Raw genomic sequence first — 19,628 nt, forward strand, 5'->3', positions numbered from 1 at the left:
CTTAGCAGGCTTGGCCTTGGGCGCGTCAAGGGCCGGTGGCTCAACCGATGGCAGGCGCCAGGAAGCGGCCCGCGATGAGGGCGGCTTCGGTCCGGTTGCGGGCGCCGGTGAGCTGCAGGATCGAGTGGATGTGCAGCTTGACCGTTCCTGGTGTGATGCCCAGGGCCTCAGCGATCTCGCGGTTGGTCTTGCCTACCGCCATCTGCTTTAGGACCTCCAGCTGGCGCGCCGAGAGGCCGGCCGCCGAGCGGGGAACCCGCAGGCCGACCTGGTCGGGCAGGATATCGCGCGGGAAATAGGCGCCGCCGACGATGACGGCCTGGAGGGCCGACTTGAACTGCGGCAGCTCGAAGTCCTTGGAGGCGTAGCCGCTGGCCCCGGCGTCTTTGGCCAGCCGAGCGAAGGTCGGATTGACCCGGTCGTCCACCACGATCGCGGCGGCGGGCGCGGCGATCGACAGGAGACGCCGCAGGGCGCCGAACTCATAGTTGACGCTGAACAGATCGACGAGCAGCAGTTCCGGCTTGAGGGTTTCGACCTGGTCCAGCGCCGCCTCGATTGAGGTGGCGTAGCGAATCGATCCGACGCCTCCGACCTCCGCCACGAGTTGGACGATCGCCATCCGACAGATGGGCTTCTCCTCGATCAGCAGGAGCGTCTTGTCGGGGTTCCGCGCGGTCGGGTCCGGCGGTGGGCGCAGGGCCCCGGGAAATCTATCCATCAAAGTGGGGTAGCCGACATTGGGGACTCGAAGCCACAAAGACCATGCGATCGGGATGGATAATGGTCGATTCGTCGCACGGGAAGATCATTACGTCTCTATATCCTCAGATATAGACAAGATGATTCGCATCCAGCCGGCCGTCATACCTCGCAAGTTCGCGAGCGGATCAAACTCAACCGAAATTGATACCGAGGTTATATCTATCGATATATGTATCTATGTTTGTATATATCGATTCTAAACAATAGGTTGAGTGGCAGCTCTGCGTTTTTCTTCTGTTAATATTAATCCCGCGGCATGGGAGGATCAACTCGAGGAAGCCGTCATGTCTCAAAATGACTCCCTGGCCGACCGTCTGAACTTCATGCAGCTGGACGCCGGCGCCCAGGCGGACCTGCGCCGGACCAAGGCGGTGATCATGGGGGAGCTGCCAGGGGCTCTCGACGCCTTCTACGCGCAGATCCAGTCCTACCCCGAGACCCGCAGGTTCTTCGCCAGCCAGGGTCACGTCGCCAGCGCCAAGAGCCGACAGGTCGGTCACTGGGAGACGATCTCCAGCGGCCAGTTCGACCCGGCCTATGTGCGCGCCGTCACCACTGTGGGGGAGACCCACGCCCGCATCGGCCTGGAGCCCCGCTGGTACATCGGCGGCTACGCCCTGGTGCTGAGTTCGCTCATCGGCGCGGTTCTCAAGGCCCGCTGGCCGAAGGGCGGCTTCGGCGCCAAGGGCCCCAAGGTCTCGGAGGTCGCCGGCGAGCTGGGGGCCCTGGCCAAGGCCACCCTGCTGGACATGGACTATGCGATCTCGGTCTATCTGGAGGCCGCCGAAGCCGCGCGCAAATCCGCCCAGGCCGAGACCCTGGCCCAGGAGCGCGCCGTGGTGGTGGGTTCGGTCGGGGCGGGGATGGCCGCCCTGGCCGCCGGCGACCTCACCTACCGAATGCCCGAGGACCTGCCGGAGGAATACCTGCAGCTCTGCCGCGACTTCAACGCCGCCGTCGCCCAGATGGAGGACACCATGGCCGCGGTGGCCCGCACCACCTCGGCCATCGGCGCCAGTTCCGACGAGCTGGCGCACGCGTCGGACGACCTGTCGCGGCGAACCGAACAGCAGGCCGCGGGCCTGGAGCAGACCGCCGCGGCCCTCGACGAGATCACCGCCACGGTGTCCAACACCGCCGACGGCGCCCGTCAGGCCAGCAGCGCCGTCGCCGAGGCCAAGGGCCAGGCCGAGCGCTCCGGCGAGGTGGTGGCCCTGGCGGTCAGCGCGATGGGGCAGATCGAGGACTCCTCGCGCCAGATCAGCCAGATCATCGGGGTGATCGACGAGATCGCCTTCCAGACCAACCTGCTGGCGCTCAACGCCGGGGTGGAAGCCGCCCGCGCCGGGGACGCCGGCCGGGGCTTCGCCGTGGTGGCCTCCGAGGTCCGGGCGCTGGCCCAGCGCTCGGCGGAAGCGGCCAAGGAGATCAAGACCCTTATCTCGGCCTCGGGTCAGCAGGTCGACCAGGGGGTGTCCCTGGTGGGCGAGACCGGCGAGGCCCTGCAGGCGATCGCCAACAAGGTGGCGGAGATCGACTCCGTCATCTCGGGGATCTCGGCCTCGGCCCAGGAACAGGCCACCGGCCTCTCGGAGGTGAACGCCGCGGTCAACCAGATGGACCAGGTGGTTCAACAGAATGCGGCCATGGTGGAGCAGTCCACCGCCGCGACCCACGCCCTGAAGGCGGAGACCTCGGCCCTGACCCAACTGATGACCCGGTTCCAGGTGGGCATGGCCGCGCAGAGCGGTCCGGTGGCGGTCCGAATCCCCACGCCGGCGAAACCGCCCGCCTCCCCGGCTCGAGCCCTGACCCAAAGGCTCGCCGTCAGCTACGGCGGCGCGGCCCAGGACGCCTGGGAGGAGTTCTAGAGCCTGGCCTCCAGGCGTTCGCAGGCGGCCTGCAGGCTCTCGATCGCCCCGATCACCTCGGCGCGCTGCTGCTCCAGGGCCGCGATCCGCTGCTGGAAGGCGCGCAGGGCGACGGCGTTCTGCACCGCGTCGCCATCCTCGGGATTGTGCAGGTCCAGGACCTGGCGGATCTGGGCCAGGGACAGGCCCACCCGGCGGCCGCGCAGGATCAGCTGCAGCCGGGCCCGGTCGCGGCGGGAATAGATCCGCTGCTGGTCGCGGCGCGCCGGCTCCAGCAGGCCCTGCTCCTCGTAGTAGCGAAGGGTGCGGGGCGTCACCTCGAACTCGCGGCACAACTGGCCGATGGTCAGGGTGGTGGGCGGGCGGCGAAGGCTGACGGTCATGGCTGGGGCCTCTCTCATCTCTTGAGCCTATTCTAGTTCACGCGCCGGGCGCGGCCAGCCCAATATGGCTCGCGTAGTTCGCGACGCAGGATCTTACCCGAGGCGTTGCGGGGCAAGGCTTCGATGAAATCGACGGTCTTGGGCGCCTTGAAGGCCGCGATGCGGGTGCGCGCGAAGGCGATGATGCCGGCCGGATCGGGAGTCGCGCCGGGTTTCAGCGCCACCACCGCCTTGACCGCCTCGCCCCAGGTGTCGTCGGGCACCCCGATCACCGCCACCTCGGCCACGTCCGGATGGCCGTAGACGGCGCTCTCCACCTCGGCGGGATAGATGTTCTCCGCGCCGGAGATAATCATGTCCTTCACCCGGTCGTGGATGAAGAGGTAGCCCGCCTCGTCCAGATAGCCGGCGTCCCCGGTGCGCAGCCAGCCGTCGGCGCCCACCGTGGCGGCGGTGGCCTCGGGCAGGCGCCAATAGCCGGCCATGTTGGAGCTTGAGCGGATGGCCACCTCCCCCACCGTATTGGCCGGCAGGCTCGCCCCGGCCTCGTCGATGATCTTCAGCTCGACGCCGGGCATGGGCAGGCCGGCGGCCCGCATGCGGGGGTTGCCGGCCGGGTCGTGATCCTCCGGCGGCAGGTAGACGATGGTGCCGCAGGTCTCGGTCATGCCGTACTGCTGGCAGAAGCCGCAGCCGAACACCTCCATGCACTCCCGCAGCAGATCCAGCGGGATCGGCGAGGCGCCGTAGAGGATGTACTTCAGCCGGCTGTAGTCGACCTCGCGGGCCCGGGGCTGGCGCACCACGATCTGCAGGGCGGCGGGCACCATGAACATCTTGGAGATGCGGTCGCCCTCGATGAAGTCCAGCACCTTGAAGGGGTCGAACTCCCGGGCCACGATCCCCTTGGCGCCGTTGTAGAGACCGACGATCCCCCAGCCGGTGCCGCCGATATGGCCCACCGGCATGGCCACCAGGCTGACGTCGTCGGGCCCCCAGCTGTTCCACGGCATGTTGGCCTCGGCCGAGCGGCGGCGGCCCGACAGGATGTTGTCGTGGGACAGCATGGCCCCCTTGGGCCGGCCGGTGGTGCCGGAGGTGTAGAGCTGGACCGCCACTTCGGAGGGCGTGATGGCGACGCCGGGATCGGTGTCGGGCGCGGCGTCGCGCCAGGTCTCATAGAGCGGAGCGCCGCCGGCCCTGGCGGCCTCCATGGCGATGACCGCCGGGGCGGGATCCAGACTCTCGAGGATGGCCGGCGCCAGGTCCATAACCTCGGGGCCGATGAAGACCACCGGGGCCGCGGAGTCCCCGAGGATATAGGCCATCTCCGGCGGGGCCAGCCGCCAGCCGATGGGGGTCATCACCGCCCCCATCTTGGCCGCCCCGAACAGCAGCTCGAAATAGTGGTCGCTGTTCTTGCCGATATAGGCGATCCGCTGACCCTTGTGGACGCCCTGGGCGATCAGGGCGTTGGCCACCCGGTTGGTGCGGCGCTCGAAGGTCGCAAAGTCGGTCTCCCGCCCCTCGAACACCAGAGCCGTCGCCGAGGGACGTTCCCGCGCGTGGTAGCGCGGGATGTCCCCCAGGGTGGGCATCTGGTTGAAATCGACGGCGGCGACCGGCTCCGCGACACTCATACGCCGGTCCCTAGTACTTGACGGTGAAGGAGGCGCCGAAGGTCCGGGTCTGACCGGGGAAGCGCACCACCACGTTGGCGTTGCTGCTGACCGCCGACCAGTAATATTCGTCGGTCAGGTTGCGGCCCCAGATGGAGGCTTCCCAACGGTCGTCGCTGGAATGGATCCCCAGGCTGGCGTTCAGCAGGCCGTATTTCGGGATGGCGAACAGCGGGTTGCCCTCCAGGTCGGCGTGGGACGAGGACTGGTAGCGGCCGTTGACCGCCGCCTGGATCCCCAGCTTGTCGTTCAGGTCGTGCTTGTAGAGCAGGGTCAGGCTCCCCTGGAACTTCGGGCTGTAGAGGAAGGGCTTGCCGTCGAAGCTCGCCGTCTGGCCCGCGGAGTTGATGCCGATATAGTCCTGCACCTCGGTGTGCAGCCAGGTGCCCGAGGCGATGGCGGTGAAGTCGGAATTGATCCGCCAGGTGACGTCGCCGTCCAGGCCGTAGGCCATGGACTTGGGCACGTTGGCCAGGCGGGCCAGGGCCGTATAGATCGGGTCGGCGAAGTAGACGCTGAGCTGCTTGTCCTCGTAGTCGTAGTAGAAGATCGAGGCGTTGGCCTGGACCCGGTGCTCGAACAGGGCGGCCTTCAGACCCACCTCATAGGCCAGCAGCAGCTCCTGGGTCGCCGGGGCGTCCTGGGTGGAGATGTTGGCGGCGTTGACCGGGGTGGCCCCGGACTTGGCGCCCTGGGACACCGAGCCATAGACCAGCAGGTTGGGATCGGGCGTCCAGTTCAGCGCCACCCGCCAGGCGACATTGTCCTCGTCCAGCTTGGAGGTCACCAGGCCGAAGCTGTGGGTGGTGGGGTTGAAGGTGTTGCACTGCCCCTGGCTGATGGGCGCCACCAGGCCGTGGGCCGCGAAGAACAGGAAGCGGTTGGTGATGTTGACGTTGGGCAACATGTTGCCGTTGAAGTCGCGCGAGCAGCCGGCGAAGTCCTGCTTGTCGCGGGTGTAGCGCAGGCCGGTGGTCAGCTTGAACTGGTCGTTCAGGCGCCAGTCGGCGTTGGCGAACACGCTCTCGGTGGTGGCCTGGATGTCCCCCTGGTCGCGATAGGTGCGGAAGGCCTGGCTGGCCTGCAGCGCCGTGTAGCCGCCGGAGTTGAAGGGGGTCAGCAGCAGGCTGTTGGTATAGAACCGGATCGTCCCGACATTGGCGTTGTCGCCCAGCAGGGTGCGGTTGGAGTCGAGGATCTTGTCCTTGCCGTAATAGACCCCCACCAGCCAGTTCACCCGGTCGGTCTCGCCCTCCAGGTGCAGCTCCTCGCCGATCGAGCGGATCTTGCCCGCGGCCTTCTGGACCAGGATCTCATAGGGGGCGCCGCTCCAGTCGAAGGTGGCGTCGCGGGTCAGCTCGTTGTGGTTGGTCAGCGACACCAGGCGCATGTGCTCGCCGATGTCGTAGCCGACCCGCAGCTTCACGCCGGTGAACTCGTTGTCCTCCCGCAGCGGCCCGCCGATCCCCAGGCCCGTGCCGATGTCGGTGGCGCGCCGGGCGTAGGGCGCCCAGTCGGCCTGGGTCGCGTCCGTGGGCATGTGGGTGGCGATGTAGCTGGTCAGGCCCGGGGCGTTGAAGGGGCTGGCCGCCGTCGCCGGGGTGAAGCCAATGCCTTGCGCGGCCACGGTGTCGGACTTGTTGCGCCAGGCCGTGAGCGAGGCGTCGATGCTCAGCGCCTCGGTGGGCTGCAGGGCGAGCGAGGCGCGGATCCCGTAGCGGTGGACCTCCCCCAACTTCTCGCCGCGGGTGTTGCTGCGCTGCCAGCCCTCGTCGCTGTCGTCGGTGCGGAAGGCCAGGCGCGCCTGGACGCCCTCGGTCAGCGGCCCGCTGATGAAGCCCTCGAAGTTATGGGTCTTGTAGTTGCCCACCTCGGCGGTGACGCCGGCCTCGAAGCTGTCGGTGGGCTTGTTGGTGACGAAGTCGATCAGGCCCGCGGTGGTGTTGCGGCCATAGAGGGTGCCCTGCGGCCCCTTGAGGACCTCGACCCGCTCCAGGTCCATGATCGGCCCGGTGTTCATCATCGGATAGGCGTAGGCCACCTCGTCGACATAGGTGCCGACGGTGGAGGTGGCCGAGAGGTTGATGGTGTTGAAGCCGATCCCGCGCAGGGTATAGGTCGGCACCCCCTGGTAGCTCTGCGAGACGCTGAAGCTCGGGACCACTGTCGCCAGGTCCTTGACCGTGGTGACGTGCAGTTCGCGCATCTGTTCGCCGCGGAAGGCCTGGATGGCCATGCCGATGGTGTTGGCGGTCTCTTCCCGGCGCTGGGCGGTGACCACCAGGGTCTCCACCGTGTTGTCGTCGGCCGGCGCCGCCGTCTGGGCCATGGCCGGGGCGTAGGCCGCCAGAGCGGCGGTGGAAACGCTCATGGCCAGCATGGCGCGCAGCGTGTGGATCTTGGTCATCGCCTTGTCCCTCCCGAGGTCGCGGACGCCTTCTGTCGGGCGGTCCATCATGCGGATCAGGGTCGCGAGGACCGGGACGGCGCACAAGCTATCGAAGCTGATAGGGTCACCTAGGGTCGGGCGCTCAGAGCCCCAGGACCAGCCGGGCCATGATGTCGCGCTGGATCTCGTTGGAGCCGCCATAGATCGAGGCGGCGCGGTCGTTGAGGTAGCGGGCGGTGACGGTCAGGGAATGCTCAGGCCCCACCCAGCCAAGGTTGGCGCCCGGGGCGCGGGCCTCGATCTGGTCGACGGCGGCGTAGGCGCCGGCGCCCTCCAGCGCCAGTTCGTCGATCATCTGCAGGGTCTCGGTCCCCTGGGTCTTCAGCATGGACGAGGCCGGCCCCGGATTGTTTCCCGCCGCCAGGGCGGCCAGCACCCTGTGCTCGGTCATCTCCACCGCCTCCACGGCGCAGGCGGCCCGCGCCAGCCGGGACCGGAAGGCCGGATCGTCGATCAGCGCGCCGCCGCCATCGCCCGCCTCGGCCCGGGCCAGCGCGGTCACCGCCTCCAGGGCCACCTTCAGCCCCGGCCCGGAACCGCCGCCGCGCTCGAACTCCAACAGGTACTTGGCCACCGTCCAACCGGCGTTCTCGGCCCCGATGCGGTTGGCCTGGGGGACGCGGACCTGATCGAAGAAGACCTGGTTGACCTCGTGCTCCCCGGCCAGGGTGACAATGGGCTGCACCGTGATCCCGGGGCTCTGCATGTCCAGCAGCAGGAAGGTGATGCCGGCCTGGGCCTTGCCGTCGGTCCTGGTGCGGACCAGGCAGAACATGCGGTTGGCCCAGTGGGCGTGGGTGGTCCACAGCTTGGTCCCGCTGAGCAGATAGTCGTCGCCGTCGGGAACGGCGCTCAGCGCCAGGGCCGCGAGGTCGGAGCCCGCCTGGGGCTCGGAATAGCCCTGGCACCAGTAGTCCTCGCCCGAAAGGATTCGCGGCAGGTAGTGGGCCTTCTGCTCGGGCGTCCCGTGACCCATGATCACCGGCCCCACCATCTTCAGCCCCATGGGCGCCAGGCTCGGCGCGCCCGCCCGGGCGCACTCGGCGGCGAAGATCGCCCTCTGCATCACCCCCCAGCCGGGGCCGCCATACGCCACCGGCCACGACGGCGCGGCCCAGCCGCGGGCGTGGAGAACCCTCTGCCAGGCCAGGCTGTAGGTCTTGTCCATGAAGACGCTGGTGGCCCGGCGGCCGGCCCGGCGCAGCTCCGGGGTCAGGGAGTCGGCCAGGAAGGCGCGAACCTCGCCCTGGAAGGCGAGTTCGTCGGCGCTGAGGTCGAGATTCATGGGCGCGGGTCTCCGGCGCCCCTTGGCGCATCCCAAGGCTTGCGAAATCCGGGGACGCGCACAAGCTATCGTCGGTGATAGCCTGGGGCCGGGAGGGAGCGCCGACATGAACGAGATCGACGGCTACGCCCACGAGGTCGCCCGGCTGGGCGCCGAGCTTGGCCTGCCCTTCATCGCCGTCAGCGCCGACTTCTCCAGCCCCGAGCCGGTGATGGGCTCCGACGGCAAACCCTATGCCGAGACCCTGTTCCGCTGGGTCGACCCCAAGCTGGAATACTGGAAGGACCGCGGCTTCGCCCTGCGCACCCCCTTCGTCCTGGCCGCCCGCTACGTGGCCGAGCCCTTCTATTTCACCGACGGTCGGTTCGCGACCTGGCGGCCCGTGCCCCAGCTCGACGCCATCACCGTGGACCGCTCGGCCCGCGACCACGGGGTGGCCGGCGCCATCATCGCTCCGACCTACCTGCCCGGCGGCCTGATCGGGGCGGTGGTCTGGGCCACCCCCGACCCGGAGGTTCCGGTGAAAGCCCTGTTCGAGGCCCACGCCCCGCGCCTGCACGTCGCGGCGCTGAAGTTCATCGCCGCCTATAACGACGCCCACGGCGCCACGCCCCAGGCCGGGGCCCCTCGCCTCACCCGGCGCGAGATCCAGTGCCTGAAGTGGGCCGCGGCCGGGAAGACCGACGCCGACATCGGCGAGCTGGTGCGCATCTCCGCCCCTACGGTGCGCTTCCACCTGAAGAACGCCGCCCAGAAACTGCGGGTGGTGGGTCGCTCCCAGGCGGTGCGGGAGGCCGCAGCGCTCGGCTATGTGGGCGGCGGCCACAACCCGGCCCGGCCCAACGCCTAGAGTCGCCATGACCCGCGCCATCCTGCTCTGGGCCCTGGTTCTCGCCGCCGGCGCCTTCGCCCTGCAGTGGATGGAATACCAGTTCCTCGCCCGGGTCTTCCCGCTGAAGATCTACATCGCGATGATCGGCCTGGCCTTCGCCGCCGGCGGGGTCTGGGTGGGATGGAGGCTCAACGCGCGCCAGACCACCGGCGCCTTTGAACCCAACACCGCCGCCATCGCGGCCCTCGGCCTCACCCGCCAGGAAGTTCGGGTGCTGGAGCGGCTGGCCGCCGGGCAGTCCAACAAGGAGATCGCCCGCACGCTGGGGGTCTCCCCCAACACCGTGAAGACCCACGCCGCGCGGCTGTTCGCCAAGCTGGAAGTCAGCCGCCGCACCCAGGCGGTGCGCAAGGCCCGCGACCTGCGCCTGCTGCCATGAAACCCGTCCTCCGAACGGCCGACCTCGTCGTTCTCACCCTTTTGGGCGATAGCCCGGCGCCCGCCCCGCCCGCATCCTCATGGCCAAGCCGCGCAGCAGAGGAGTTCCCGGCATGACCCGCACCATCCTGACCTATGGCCTGATCTCGGGCCTGATCATCATCTTCGGCATCATCGGCACGATCGCGCTGAACGGCGGCGCGCCCCACGACAATGTCTGGCTGGGCTACCTGATCATGCTGGTGGCCCTGTCCTCGATCCTGGTGGGGGTGAAGCAGCATCGCGACCAGGCCCTGGGCGGGGTGATCCGGTTCGGGCCCGCCTTCCTGATGGGTCTGGCCATCGCGCTCGTGGCCTCCCTGGCCTATGTGGCGGTGTGGGAGGTCTATCTGGCGGCGACCCACTACCAGTTCATGGACGCCTATGCCGCCCAGGTCCTGGCGGCCAAGCGCGCCGCCGGCGTCACCGGCCCGGCCTACGCCAAGGCGGTCGCCGAGATGGAGACCCTGCGGGCGCAGTACGCCAACCCCCTGTTCCGCCTGCCCATGACCTTCGTGGAGATCTTCCCCGTGGGCCTGCTGGTGGCTCTGGTCAGCGCCGCCCTGCTGCGGGCGCCGGGCTTCCTGCCGGCGCGGCCGCCGGTGTCAGCCGCATAGGAGGTAGCGCCGAGCGCCTCTTCCTGACACCGCACGACCGAGGTGCTCAGCAAGATCGGCGGGGCCTGCCACCAATCAGAGCCAACTGCACCGAGGTGCCCTCTCGGGCGAATATCCGCTGCCAATCCACCTGCGCGTGGATTTGATATTGACGACGCCGTCGCCCAGTTTACGCTACCTTCCGGGGAGTTGAGCGTTCACACAACAATGGAGAGAGCTCCACACCCAAGCGCACATTCATTAGCGCGACGACTAATGTGGGGCCCGCGTGGTGAAACCGCCGTCGACCAAGAAGTGCCGATACTGCGCCAAGGTCATGCCGGCCGAGGCCGTGTACTGCGTCGAATGCGGACATTTTCAGAGCGCTCGTGACCAAATGATTTCCGGCGTGACCATCGGAGGCTTGGTGTCGGTGATCTCCGTACTCGCCCTGGCGTGGACCGCTGTAAACGACACCCTTGTGCTCCCGTATTCGGACGTGAAGGGACACCTCCTCGCCTGCTCCGCCGAGAATGTGACGGCGGCGCTCACGAACCTGGGGAACAAGGAAGCGATCGTCACGGGTGGAAAGATCACGCAGACCTGGACAGGCACAGGTCCTCCCCAGGAGCGGGCTCTGACGCCCCTCGAAACCGATGCAATTCTGACGGGCGGAAAGACAACGCGGGTCCATCTAACAGCGACTCTAGACAACGTTCCTTCCGGAATCCCGCCGATGCACAAGGATGTTCAGTGCGCTTACAAGGTTCGCATCGAACTCATCGGGTATCGCGAAAAGAGCAGTCACTTTGAGGGGGAATGTCCATGCATCCCCGCCGCCTAACTTGGCTGGTGTCAGCCCTTCTCCTTGCGGCGCTGGTCGGGATTGGGACGCCCTTTGCGGCTATGTCCCAGCCTGTTCATCGCTCAACGGTCGTCTTCCTGATTCCAACGCCGTCGAACGCGGCCCAGACGGAAATCATCTCGGCATGGTTCAATGATGTGGCTTTCACGCTCAACGATCTGGACAAGATCGACGGTCTGAGACAGCAGCCGGCTGGCGTTTTCATCTTGCCGAGGAGCGTCAAGTACGACTCCGAGCTCCCGACGGCGGCCAAGCTTCGGTCGACCCAGATCTCCACCAACGCCTTCCAGGTCATCGCGCCCAAGTTGCCAGCATCGAGCGCCTCCCCGACCATAACAAGCCAAATCTATCTTGGTGATCTCCGCGGTCCTCTCTCCCTGGACTACGTCCTGCTAAGACAGAAGGTGGGCGCAAATAGCCCTCTCGATGGCGACGAGTCTCTTCGTTACGTCACCTACTACGCTATCGCCATGGACGCCGCGCGGTTCGGAGATGAGCGCGGAAAGTGCCTGATCTTGAAGAAGGCGGAGGTCATCGGACGCCGTCTTGATGTGGCGACCTCAGGCCTAAGTCCGGTGCGGGATGCGATTGCAGGAATGTTGTCGAAATGCCCAAAATAGGCGGCCTATTGTTGACGCTGATGCTGGCGGCTCCGCCAGCCTGGGCACGCTCTCAGGCCCAGGACATGCCGGCGCCAACCAGCCCAGCCCAGACTGCGGCAGTCCCGGTGTCGCCCGCCAAGCCTAATGAGGTGAGGGTCCTGACCCCTGACTTCGAAGGGGAGGATAGGCTGGGCAGCAGCGTCGCGGGCGTTCTTCACCTTAAGCTGTGGCGCTCACTCCGCACGGCGCCCACGCCAAATCCAAGGAAGCTGAATTTCGGCCAAGGTTCCATATTTGGCGGACCGCAACTGAGCGACCTTCAAGTCGAGACAGCGGACGCGGCGGTCCGGCAAATGGATGGTCAGATGATCCTGTGGGGCCGCGCAAGCACCTATGACGGCGGCGTCGTCGTCCGGTCCAAGCTATTGGCCCCAGACTATGCCGGCGCCCGCGCCAAACGCCCAGAAATCTGGAGCATTGGATACGGAAAGCGGGTCGTTACTCTAGGCCTACCGGAACAAGTCTTCGCCTTTGCGCCCTTCGTCCTTAGACAGGAGATTGTCGACCGCTACGGACATGCGGGGGACTTGCCGCTGTGCCCCACGATGTCCGAAGTCTGCCCAGGCGCGACACCTCTTGGTCCAAACTATCACGCCATCGATCACCCGAATTCAAAGTGGTCGCACGTGCGAACCGCCGACGAGCGTAGCGGATATGTATTCCTACCGGAACTCACAGCTGACCAGATCGACGTGACGGACTTCACGGAAGGGCTAATCTACTATTATCGGGCCGATTACGGCAGGGCTGCTGAGCGCTTCAAGACCGTTCAATCTGCTCCGAGTTCGCCTTCACAGATTCGCCTGGACGCCACGGTGCTAAGGCTCATGTCGCTCGCTAGATCGGGCGCAGATGTCACGAAAGACGCGGCTGCTGCGCTCAACGAGTATCCAGGGTCCATCGAGGTGCGCAAAGCCGTCGCGATGGCCGATCTCCAACTGTCAGCGCAGGCAAGGCGTAGAGGAAAGCCGCTCGATCGCCTGAGTTCCGCAAACGCCTATGTCGAGTCAGCCCGGGGTGTGGTTACGACTACTGACCACTGGGTCGACGAGGCGGCGGCCTTGCTGCAGACACTAAAGCGTTAAACTCGCACGGCCTTTCAGGTGATTTTGTACAGCGCCTGGACGCTGGCCAGGTCCTGGACGATGTGGCCGAGCGACTTGTAGGCGGTGACCTGCTCGGGGAACTGGCGGCCGGGAAGGGCTCCCGACAGCACCTGCCCGATCTCGCCCACCACATGGTCGTCGCCGATCCGGCCCGAGGCCTTGGCCCTGAGGAACTCCGCCCCCTGGGCCAGCACCCCCTCGCGGCTGTCGGCGATGAAGCGGCAGGCGGCCACCAGGTCCTCGTCCACCTCCACGGGGCCGGGGCGGCTGGAGCCGACGAGGTTCAGGTGGGCGCCGGGCCGCACCCAGGCGCCCTTCAGGATCGGCTCCTCCGATCCGCTGACCGTGCAGATGACGTCGGCCTCCGCCACCGCGCTCTCGACATCGGCGCAGGCCACGACCGGCAGACCGGTCTCGGCGGCCATGCGCGCGGCGAAGGCCGCCGCCCGCTCGGGCGACCGCCCCCAGACGGTCACCTGATCGATGGGGCGCACATGCCGCAGGGCGCGCAGGTGGGTCTCGGCCTGCTCCCCATAGCCGAGGATCGCCAGGCGGGCAGCCTCGGGTCGGGCCAGGGCGTCGGTGGCCACGGCGCTGGCCGCGGCGGTGCGGATGGCGGTGATCTCGCCGGCATGGGCGATGCAGATCGGCGCGCCGCTGTCGGGATCGAACAGCACCACCACCCCCTGGTGGGACGGGGCGCCCTTGGCGAAGTTCTCCGGGAAGATGCTGATCAGCTTGGCGCCGAAGGCCCCCCGCTCCCCCAGGGCGCCGGGCATGATGCCGAACAGCCGGCCCTCGGCCAGGGGGATGATGGAGCGCAGGTGCTGGCGGGTCTCCCCGGCCGACAGCGCGATCATCGCCGCCCGCACGATGGGAATGGCCACCTCATAGGTCAGCCGTTCCCGCACCTCGTCCTGACCGATGACTCGCATGGCCCACAGTAGGGGCGCGGCGGCGCCGGGGCCAAGCCTTCAGGGCGCCGGCGGCCGGTGGTGCAGCTCCAGGCCCTGGGCGCCGTTGCGGGGAAAGCCCTTCCAGGTGAGGCCGGCGCCGCCCGGACTGAAGGCGCCGTAGCTCGCCGGCGGCGGGGACGGCCACCTGGAGTCGTTGCCGACCACCACGTCCGTCGTGAGGTAGGCGGCGCGGCTGGCCTCGCCCTTCACCTGGAGGTCGAGGAAGGCGGTGATCATGTGCTGGCTGACGGCCATGATCTTGTCCTTGCGCCAGGCCGGGTCCTCGAACCAGTGGAAGTCCCACAGGGTGTCGCGCATCTCGGCCGGGGCGCTGCTCATTCCAATGCCATGGCCGGCGTTCTCGAACACCAGCATGTAGCGGTCGGCATGGACCGCCTGGTCGAAGACCGGCTTGATCCCGTCGGGGAAGCCCACCGTGCGGTCCTGGTCGCCGGCGATGATCAGCAGGGGCGCGGTGACGCCGGCCAGGCCTTCGGGCCCCCAGGTCTTGAACCGTACGCCCGCCGGGGCGATGGCCACCACCGCCTTGAGGCCGGGAATCGCCAGCTCGCCCGCGCGGGCGCCGCCGCGGGCATAGGGCTTCATCAAGCCCCCCGGAACCGCCGCCGCCCCGCCGGCCGGGTCCAGGCTCGCGCCGGCCACCGTGAGGACCCCGTAGCCGCCCATGGAATAGCCCATCAGCGCGACGCGGCTGACGTCGGCCCCCAGCAGGGCGCCCTTGCCGGCCTGGGCCTGCAGCTCATGGGCCACGAAGGCGATGTCCAGCGGCCGGCGCAGGAAGGGCTCGGGGAAGCCCTTGCCGTCGCTGATGTCGGGATCGCGGTGGTGGATGCCGGCCACCACATAGCCCTTGGAGGCCAGGTTCTCCGCCAGCCAGGTCATGGCGGCCGGCGTGCCGCTATAGCCGTGGGAGAGGATCACCAGGGGGAAGGCCCCCTTGAGCGGCGGCGCGTCGCGCACCGCTATCCCCGCCACGGTGAAGGCCGCGGGGGGCTTCGGCGGCTCGGCCGGCAGGGTGTCGGCATAGGTGACGGGCTTGGCGCCCGCCGCGACCGTGGCGGGATACCAGATGTCCACCGGCAGGCTCCGGTCCTTGAGAGGCGCGGCGCCCTTAGCGGCGTCATAGGCCAGGACATCGGCCTGGCCGGGCTGGACGAGGACGAGGGATCGCACGCCCACGCCATGGGGGCCCAGCCGGGCCAGTTCCGGCGCGTCGATCCCCGGACGGCTCGGAGGGACTTCGGCGACGGCGACGGTGGCGAAGAGGCCAAGGGCCAGGGCGAGGCCGAACCTGAGCATGCGATTTCCTCTGAGATTGCCGCCGACCGGTTGAGCAGCGCCGCCCGGTGCATAGCCTTGGAATGTCGACTTTATGCGAAGGCCGGGGTGGCGGTCGCCAGGACAGCCTCGGGAATCGGGACAGCCCCCGGCTCGGCGGCGCGACGACACGTTCAGCCCTTGATCAGGATCATGCCCTTCTCCCCGCATCGGGCGTTCATGGATGATTGGGCGCGGGATCGGTCCCTGCGGCCTTGGATGAGGTTGATCGGCGATGAGCAGAAATCCCTCCGACTGGATGTGGGCCGACGCCCTCGGCATGCTGGCCCGCGCCGAGCGGGCGCATCGGCATTTCTTCCAGCCCGCCATCCCCCAGCCCCGAAAGGCCAGTTGGGAGCCCCCCGTCGATGTCCTGGAGACGGAGACAGAGGTCTTCGTGATCGCCGCCCTGCCCGGGGTCGCCATGGACCAGATCGAGGCCGCCATCGACGGGGCCTGCCTTCTGCTCTCCGGCGAACGGGCGGTCCCGGCCGCCCTGCACAACGCCGTCATCCATCGCATGGAGCTTCCGCAGGGCCGGTTTGAACGGCGCGTGCCCCTGCCCGCCGGGCGCTATGGCGCGGTGACGCGCCAGATGTGGAACGGCTGCCTCATCGTCAATCTGCGAAAGGCCCTGTGAGGTCATGACCGACGACGCCACCCCCGCCCCCGCGCCCGCCTCCGCTGGCCCCGGCGCCCCGCCCGCCGACAGCTTCGCGGTCATTCCGGTCCGCAACATGGTGCTGTTCCCGGAGGTCGTGACCCCCATCACCATCGGCCGGCCCCGCTCGGTCGCGGCCGCCCAGCAGGCGGTGCGCGAGCAGCGCCAGGTGGTGATCGTCCTGCAACGCGATCCAGAGAACCTCGAGCCGGGGCGCGCCGAACTGCACGACGTCGGGGTGGTGGCCAATATCCTGCGCTACGTGACCGGCGCCGAGGGCGAGCACCATCTGATCTGCCAAGGCGTCCAGCGGTTCCGGATCACCGAAATCCTCGACGGCTGGCCCTATCTGGTGGCCCGAGGCCTGCATCTGGCGGAGCCCGCCGACAGCGGCCCCGAGGTGGAGGCCCGCTTCCTGAACGTCAAGCAACAGGCCCTGGAGGCCCTGGAGCTGTTGCCTCACATCCCGGAGGAGTTGCGCCAGACGATCCAGGCCATTTCCGCGCCCGGCGCCCTGGCCGATATGGTCGGCGCCTATCTGGACGCCAAGCCGGAGGAGAAGCAGACGCTCCTGGAGACCACCGACCTGGTGGCGCGGCTCGACAAGGCCTCTGCCCTGCTGGCTCAACGGCTCCAGGTGCTGCGACTCTCGGCGGAGATCGGCCGCCAGACCCAGGCCGCCTTCGGCCAGCGCCAGCGCGAGGCGGTGCTGCGCGAGCAGATGGCGGCCATTCAGCGCGAGCTGGGCGAGGGTGAGGGTGGCGGCCAGGAGATCGCCGAGCTTGAGGCGGCCATAGACAAGGCCGAGATGCCCGAGGAGGTGGCCGCCCAGGCCCGCAAGGAGCTGCGCCGCCTGCAACGAACGCCCGAGGCGTCGTCGGAGTACGGCATGATCCGCAGCTATCTGGACTGGCTGCTGGAGCTGCCCTGGGCCCCGCCGTCCCCCATGCCGATCGACATCGCCGAGGCCCGTCGCGTCCTGGACGAGGATCACTTCGGTCTGGAGAAGATCAAGACCCGCATTCTCGAATTCCTGGCCGTGCGCAAACTGGCGCCCGAGGGCAAGGCGCCGATCCTGTGCTTCGTGGGCCCGCCAGGGGTCGGCAAGACCTCCCTGGGCCAATCGATCGCGCGCGCCATGGGCCGCAAGTTCGCCCGCATCAGCCTGGGCGGCCTGCACGACGAGGCGGAAATCCGCGGTCACCGCCGCACCTATGTCGGCGCCCTGCCCGGCAACATCATCCAGGCCATCCGCAAGACCGGCGCCCGTGACGCGGTGATGATGCTGGACGAGATCGACAAGATGGGCGCCGGCGTCCATGGCGATCCGTCCGCCGCCATGCTCGAGGTGCTGGACCCCGAACAGAACGGCAGCTTCCGCGACAACTATCTCGGCGTGCCCTTCGACCTGAGCCGGGTGGTGTTCATCGCCACCGCCAACATGCTCGACACCATTCCCGGCCCTCTGCGCGACCGGATGGAGATCATCTCCCTGCCCGGCTACACGGCCGGCGAGAAGCTGCAGATCGCCACCCGCTACCTGGTGCGCCGGCAACTGGAGGCCAACGGCCTGAAGCCCGACCAGGCGGAGTTCGACGAGGCGGCCCTGGCGCGGATCATCGTCGACTACACCCGCGAAGCCGGGGTCCGCAGCCTGGAGCGCGAGATCGGCCGCGCCCTGCGCCATGTCGCCGTCCGGATCGCCGAAGGCTCGGCCGAGCACGTCCGCATCACGCCGGCCGATCTCACTGACATCCTGGGTCAGCCAAGGTTCGAGAACGAGGTGGCGATGCGCACCAGCGTCCCGGGCGTCGCCACCGGCCTGGCCTGGACGGCGGTGGGGGGCGAGATCCTGTTCATCGAGGCGGCCCTGATGCCGGGCGCCGGGCGGCTGATCCTCACCGGCCAACTGGGGGAAGTGATGAAGGAGAGCGCTCAAGCCGCGCTGAGCCTGGTGAAGACCGAGGCCGCCGCCCTGGGCGTGGACGCAGGCCTGTTCAAGAAGAACGACATCCACGTCCACGTCCCGGCCGGCGCGACGCCGAAGGACGGGCCCAGCGCCGGCGTCGCGATGTTCATCGCCCTGACCTCCCTGCTCACCGGCCGCACCGTGCGCAGCGACACCGCCATGACCGGGGAGATCAGCCTGCGCGGTCTGGTCCTGCCGGTCGGGGGCATCAAGGAGAAGGTGGTCGCCGCCGCCGCGGCCGGGGTCAAGCGCGTGATGCTGCCGGCCCGCAACCGAGGGGACTACGAGGAGATCCCGCAGGAAGCCCGCGAGCAGCTGGAATTTGTCTGGCTGGAGAAGGTCGGCGACGCCGTGGCCGCCGCCCTCGACCCGCCGCCCGCAGCCAAGGCTCCAGGGTCGGCGCGCGCGGCCTGACCCGTCCAGGTTTCGGGCGGTCGCCACCCTTCGTTCCCGGCGCGGTCGTGGCGAGTTGATCGCGCTCAATGTCGGCGTCCGCGCGAGGCGCACAGTCTGGCCAGACGCAGGAGATCTCCCATGCAAAAAGCCCCCATCATCTCGTTCTTGGCCATCTGCGGCCTGGCCGCGACCACAGCGGCCTGCGAGCGCAAGACCGAGCCCGCCGCGACCGCCAAGCCCGCGATTCCTGCCGCGGCGCCTGTCGATCCGACCAGCCTGTGGCTCATCGAGGTGGTGGACGGCGGCAAGGCCGTGAGTTCGTTGCGGATCTGCGCGGACCAGAGCGTCCAGGCCGCCTTCGCGCGTCCCGCCCCGGAAGTGAACGGCCAGCCCTGCGTCCGGGTGGGCGAAGCGGTCGAGACGGGCGACACCTATTCGGTCCGCTGCCGCATCGACGACCAGCTCTACCGCGTCGGGTCCTCAGTCGAGGGCGACCGCGAGAAGGACTTCAAGGTCGACATGGCCGTCACCCGCCAGGACAAGAAGGGACCGAACTTCGAGCAGGTCCGACACTACCAGCGCCTGGGCGCCTGCCCGACGGGGTGGGTGATCGGCGACTCCGCCGCCCCGGGCGCCGCCAAGATCGTCAACACCCTCACCGGAGCCACCCGCGGCGCGGCGGCGGCCCCCTAGACACCGGGACTGGATTCAAGGCGCAGGTCGGGCGGCGGAACCGCTTTCGCCCGACCTGCCCTAGAGGGTGACGAACTCGATGTCCGCGGGGCGCCGGTCCGGCGCCGCGACGGCCGCGGCGGGTCGACCGAGAATGATCGGCGCCACCGGCCTCAGGCCGTCGGCCATGCCCAGCCAGGCCTTGGCCTCGGGGCTGTTGAGCCAGATCTCCGCAAAGCCGATCCAGCAGGAGCCCAGCCCCTGTGCGTGGGCCGCCAGCATCAGGGTCTGGGCCGCGAGGCAGCAGTCCTTGACCGCCATCTCGTCCGGCTCGGTGGCGCAGATCACCACCAGGGCCGGGGCGTTGTAGAAGATGTTGAAGTCGGGCTGTTCGAGCATGCCGCGCACCGCGGCCAGCTCCGGTCGGCGTGTCGCCTCCTCAAGCATCAGGCGCTTGGCCGCCGATGAGCAGCGCGCCAGGGCCTCACGGCCCTCGATGACCAGGAAGCGCCACGGCTGGCGGTTCATGCCGCTCGGCGCCCAGATGGCGCTGTCGACCAGGGCGCCGATCAGGTCGCGGGACACGGGCTCATCGCGGTAGTCGCGCACGGCCCGACGACCGCGGATTCCCTCAAGCATGTCCATCGGCGGTCTTCCTCGTCAGGC

Annotated in this window: 18 protein-coding genes; 10 read left to right on the forward strand and 8 right to left on the reverse strand. The window is 68.4% G+C overall.

Features of this window, described 5'->3' with window-relative positions:
* Positions 1 to 40 precede the first annotated feature (40 nt).
* Positions 41 to 721: a LuxR C-terminal-related transcriptional regulator gene (locus ACO06I_RS09275; protein ID WP_421932289.1), complete on the reverse strand. Its 681-nt coding sequence runs from the start codon at positions 719 to 721 to the stop codon at positions 41 to 43.
* A 328-nt stretch (positions 722 to 1,049) separates the two neighbouring features.
* Between ACO06I_RS09275 and ACO06I_RS09280 the strand changes: the two genes are divergently transcribed.
* Positions 1,050 to 2,636, forward strand: coding sequence for a globin-coupled sensor protein (locus tag ACO06I_RS09280; RefSeq protein WP_421932290.1), 1,587 nt, complete (start codon positions 1,050 to 1,052; stop codon positions 2,634 to 2,636).
* Here the strand turns inward: ACO06I_RS09280 and ACO06I_RS09285 are convergent.
* The 4 genes from ACO06I_RS09285 to ACO06I_RS09300 all read right to left on the reverse strand — a co-directional run bounded on the left by ACO06I_RS09285 (position 2,633) and on the right by ACO06I_RS09300 (position 8,432).
* Complete coding sequence (locus ACO06I_RS09285; RefSeq protein ID WP_304699459.1) at positions 2,633 to 3,019, reverse strand: MerR family transcriptional regulator; 387 nt, start codon at positions 3,017 to 3,019, stop codon at positions 2,633 to 2,635. The genes ACO06I_RS09280 and ACO06I_RS09285 overlap by 4 nt on opposite strands.
* Positions 3,020 to 3,051: 32 nt before the next feature.
* Entirely contained in the window at positions 3,052 to 4,659 is a 1,608-nt protein-coding gene (locus tag ACO06I_RS09290) for a fatty acid--CoA ligase (protein WP_421932291.1), read from the reverse strand.
* A gap of 10 nt (positions 4,660 to 4,669) precedes the next feature.
* Complete coding sequence (locus tag ACO06I_RS09295; protein ID WP_421932292.1) at positions 4,670 to 7,105, reverse strand: TonB-dependent receptor; 2,436 nt, start codon at positions 7,103 to 7,105, stop codon at positions 4,670 to 4,672.
* A gap of 124 nt (positions 7,106 to 7,229) precedes the next feature.
* Complete coding sequence (locus tag ACO06I_RS09300) at positions 7,230 to 8,432, reverse strand: acyl-CoA dehydrogenase family protein (RefSeq protein WP_421932293.1); 1,203 nt, start codon at positions 8,430 to 8,432, stop codon at positions 7,230 to 7,232.
* A gap of 106 nt (positions 8,433 to 8,538) precedes the next feature.
* Between ACO06I_RS09300 and ACO06I_RS09305 the strand changes: the two genes are divergently transcribed.
* The 6 genes from ACO06I_RS09305 to ACO06I_RS09330 all read left to right on the forward strand — a co-directional run bounded on the left by ACO06I_RS09305 (position 8,539) and on the right by ACO06I_RS09330 (position 12,949).
* Positions 8,539 to 9,282 carry a LuxR C-terminal-related transcriptional regulator gene (locus tag ACO06I_RS09305; RefSeq protein ID WP_421932294.1) on the forward strand — a complete coding sequence of 248 codons (744 nt, stop codon included), beginning with the start codon at positions 8,539 to 8,541 and terminating at the stop codon, positions 9,280 to 9,282.
* A gap of 7 nt (positions 9,283 to 9,289) precedes the next feature.
* Complete coding sequence (locus ACO06I_RS09310; RefSeq protein WP_421932295.1) at positions 9,290 to 9,703, forward strand: response regulator transcription factor; 414 nt, start codon at positions 9,290 to 9,292, stop codon at positions 9,701 to 9,703.
* Positions 9,704 to 9,815: 112 nt separating this feature from the next.
* Entirely contained in the window at positions 9,816 to 10,358 is a 543-nt protein-coding gene (locus tag ACO06I_RS09315; protein WP_421932296.1) for a DUF4199 domain-containing protein, read from the forward strand.
* Positions 10,359 to 10,629: 271 nt separating this feature from the next.
* Positions 10,630 to 11,181 (forward strand): hypothetical protein, encoded by a 552-nt coding sequence (locus ACO06I_RS09320; protein ID WP_421932297.1) that lies wholly within the window; start codon positions 10,630 to 10,632, stop codon positions 11,179 to 11,181.
* Positions 11,157 to 11,822, forward strand: a complete 666-nt coding sequence (locus ACO06I_RS09325) for a hypothetical protein (RefSeq protein WP_421932298.1) — start codon at positions 11,157 to 11,159, stop codon at positions 11,820 to 11,822. The genes ACO06I_RS09320 and ACO06I_RS09325 overlap by 25 nt, the downstream gene beginning before the upstream one ends.
* 11 nt (positions 11,823 to 11,833) lie before the next feature.
* Positions 11,834 to 12,949, forward strand: coding sequence for a hypothetical protein (locus ACO06I_RS09330; RefSeq protein WP_421932299.1), 1,116 nt, complete (start codon positions 11,834 to 11,836; stop codon positions 12,947 to 12,949).
* 14 nt (positions 12,950 to 12,963) lie between these two features.
* Here the strand turns inward: ACO06I_RS09330 and ACO06I_RS09335 are convergent, their stop codons facing one another.
* Positions 12,964 to 13,905, reverse strand: a complete 942-nt coding sequence (locus ACO06I_RS09335; protein ID WP_421932300.1) for an ornithine cyclodeaminase family protein — start codon at positions 13,903 to 13,905, stop codon at positions 12,964 to 12,966.
* A gap of 39 nt (positions 13,906 to 13,944) precedes the next feature.
* Positions 13,945 to 15,246, reverse strand: a complete 1,302-nt coding sequence (locus tag ACO06I_RS09340; protein WP_421932301.1) for an alpha/beta hydrolase family protein — start codon at positions 15,244 to 15,246, stop codon at positions 13,945 to 13,947.
* 253 nt (positions 15,247 to 15,499) lie between these two features.
* Here ACO06I_RS09340 and ACO06I_RS09345 point away from each other — a divergent pair, with 253 nt between their 5' ends.
* The 3 genes from ACO06I_RS09345 (at position 15,500) to ACO06I_RS09355 (ending at position 18,983) form a co-directional block, all read left to right on the forward strand.
* A complete protein-coding gene (locus tag ACO06I_RS09345; RefSeq protein ID WP_421932302.1) occupies positions 15,500 to 15,904 on the forward strand; it encodes an Hsp20/alpha crystallin family protein in 405 nt (134 codons plus the stop codon).
* A gap of 4 nt (positions 15,905 to 15,908) precedes the next feature.
* The gene (gene lon, locus ACO06I_RS09350) at positions 15,909 to 18,308 is read left to right on the forward strand and encodes an endopeptidase La (protein WP_421932303.1); all 2,400 of its coding nucleotides are present in this window, start codon (positions 15,909 to 15,911) and stop codon (positions 18,306 to 18,308) included.
* Between the two features lie 120 nt (positions 18,309 to 18,428).
* A complete protein-coding gene (locus ACO06I_RS09355; RefSeq protein WP_421932304.1) occupies positions 18,429 to 18,983 on the forward strand; it encodes a hypothetical protein in 555 nt (184 codons plus the stop codon).
* Between the two features lie 60 nt (positions 18,984 to 19,043).
* Here the strand turns inward: ACO06I_RS09355 and ACO06I_RS09360 are convergent, their stop codons facing one another.
* A complete protein-coding gene (locus tag ACO06I_RS09360) occupies positions 19,044 to 19,607 on the reverse strand; it encodes a nitroreductase family protein (RefSeq protein ID WP_421932305.1) in 564 nt (187 codons plus the stop codon).
* Positions 19,608 to 19,628 lie beyond the last annotated feature (21 nt).

The organism is Phenylobacterium sp. (assembly GCF_965229015.1).
Classification (GTDB): domain Bacteria; phylum Pseudomonadota; class Alphaproteobacteria; order Caulobacterales; family Caulobacteraceae; genus Phenylobacterium.

Bases quoted from the DNA above. Each gene is read 5' to 3' on its own strand.
- ACO06I_RS09290 (WP_421932291.1), bottom strand. From the start codon at position 4,659: ATGAGTGTCGCGGAGCCGGTCGCCGCCGTCGATTTCAACCAGATGCCC.
- ACO06I_RS09345 (WP_421932302.1), top strand. From the start codon at position 15,500: ATGAGCAGAAATCCCTCCGACTGGATGTGGGCCGACGCCCTCGGCATG.
- ACO06I_RS09295 (WP_421932292.1), bottom strand. From the start codon at position 7,105: ATGACCAAGATCCACACGCTGCGCGCCATGCTGGCCATGAGCGTTTCC.
- ACO06I_RS09275 (WP_421932289.1), bottom strand. From the start codon at position 721: ATGGATAGATTTCCCGGGGCCCTGCGCCCACCGCCGGACCCGACCGCG.
- ACO06I_RS09335 (WP_421932300.1), bottom strand. From the start codon at position 13,905: ATGCGAGTCATCGGTCAGGACGAGGTGCGGGAACGGCTGACCTATGAG.
- ACO06I_RS09300 (WP_421932293.1), bottom strand. From the start codon at position 8,432: ATGAATCTCGACCTCAGCGCCGACGAACTCGCCTTCCAGGGCGAGGTT.
- ACO06I_RS09305 (WP_421932294.1), top strand. From the start codon at position 8,539: ATGAACGAGATCGACGGCTACGCCCACGAGGTCGCCCGGCTGGGCGCC.
- ACO06I_RS09310 (WP_421932295.1), top strand. From the start codon at position 9,290: ATGACCCGCGCCATCCTGCTCTGGGCCCTGGTTCTCGCCGCCGGCGCC.
- ACO06I_RS09315 (WP_421932296.1), top strand. From the start codon at position 9,816: ATGACCCGCACCATCCTGACCTATGGCCTGATCTCGGGCCTGATCATC.
- ACO06I_RS09285 (WP_304699459.1), bottom strand. From the start codon at position 3,019: ATGACCGTCAGCCTTCGCCGCCCGCCCACCACCCTGACCATCGGCCAG.
- ACO06I_RS09360 (WP_421932305.1), bottom strand. From the start codon at position 19,607: ATGGACATGCTTGAGGGAATCCGCGGTCGTCGGGCCGTGCGCGACTAC.
- ACO06I_RS09280 (WP_421932290.1), top strand. From the start codon at position 1,050: ATGTCTCAAAATGACTCCCTGGCCGACCGTCTGAACTTCATGCAGCTG.
- ACO06I_RS09325 (WP_421932298.1), top strand. From the start codon at position 11,157: ATGTCCATGCATCCCCGCCGCCTAACTTGGCTGGTGTCAGCCCTTCTC.
- ACO06I_RS09340 (WP_421932301.1), bottom strand. From the start codon at position 15,246: ATGCTCAGGTTCGGCCTCGCCCTGGCCCTTGGCCTCTTCGCCACCGTC.
- ACO06I_RS09355 (WP_421932304.1), top strand. From the start codon at position 18,429: ATGCAAAAAGCCCCCATCATCTCGTTCTTGGCCATCTGCGGCCTGGCC.
- lon (WP_421932303.1), top strand. From the start codon at position 15,909: ATGACCGACGACGCCACCCCCGCCCCCGCGCCCGCCTCCGCTGGCCCC.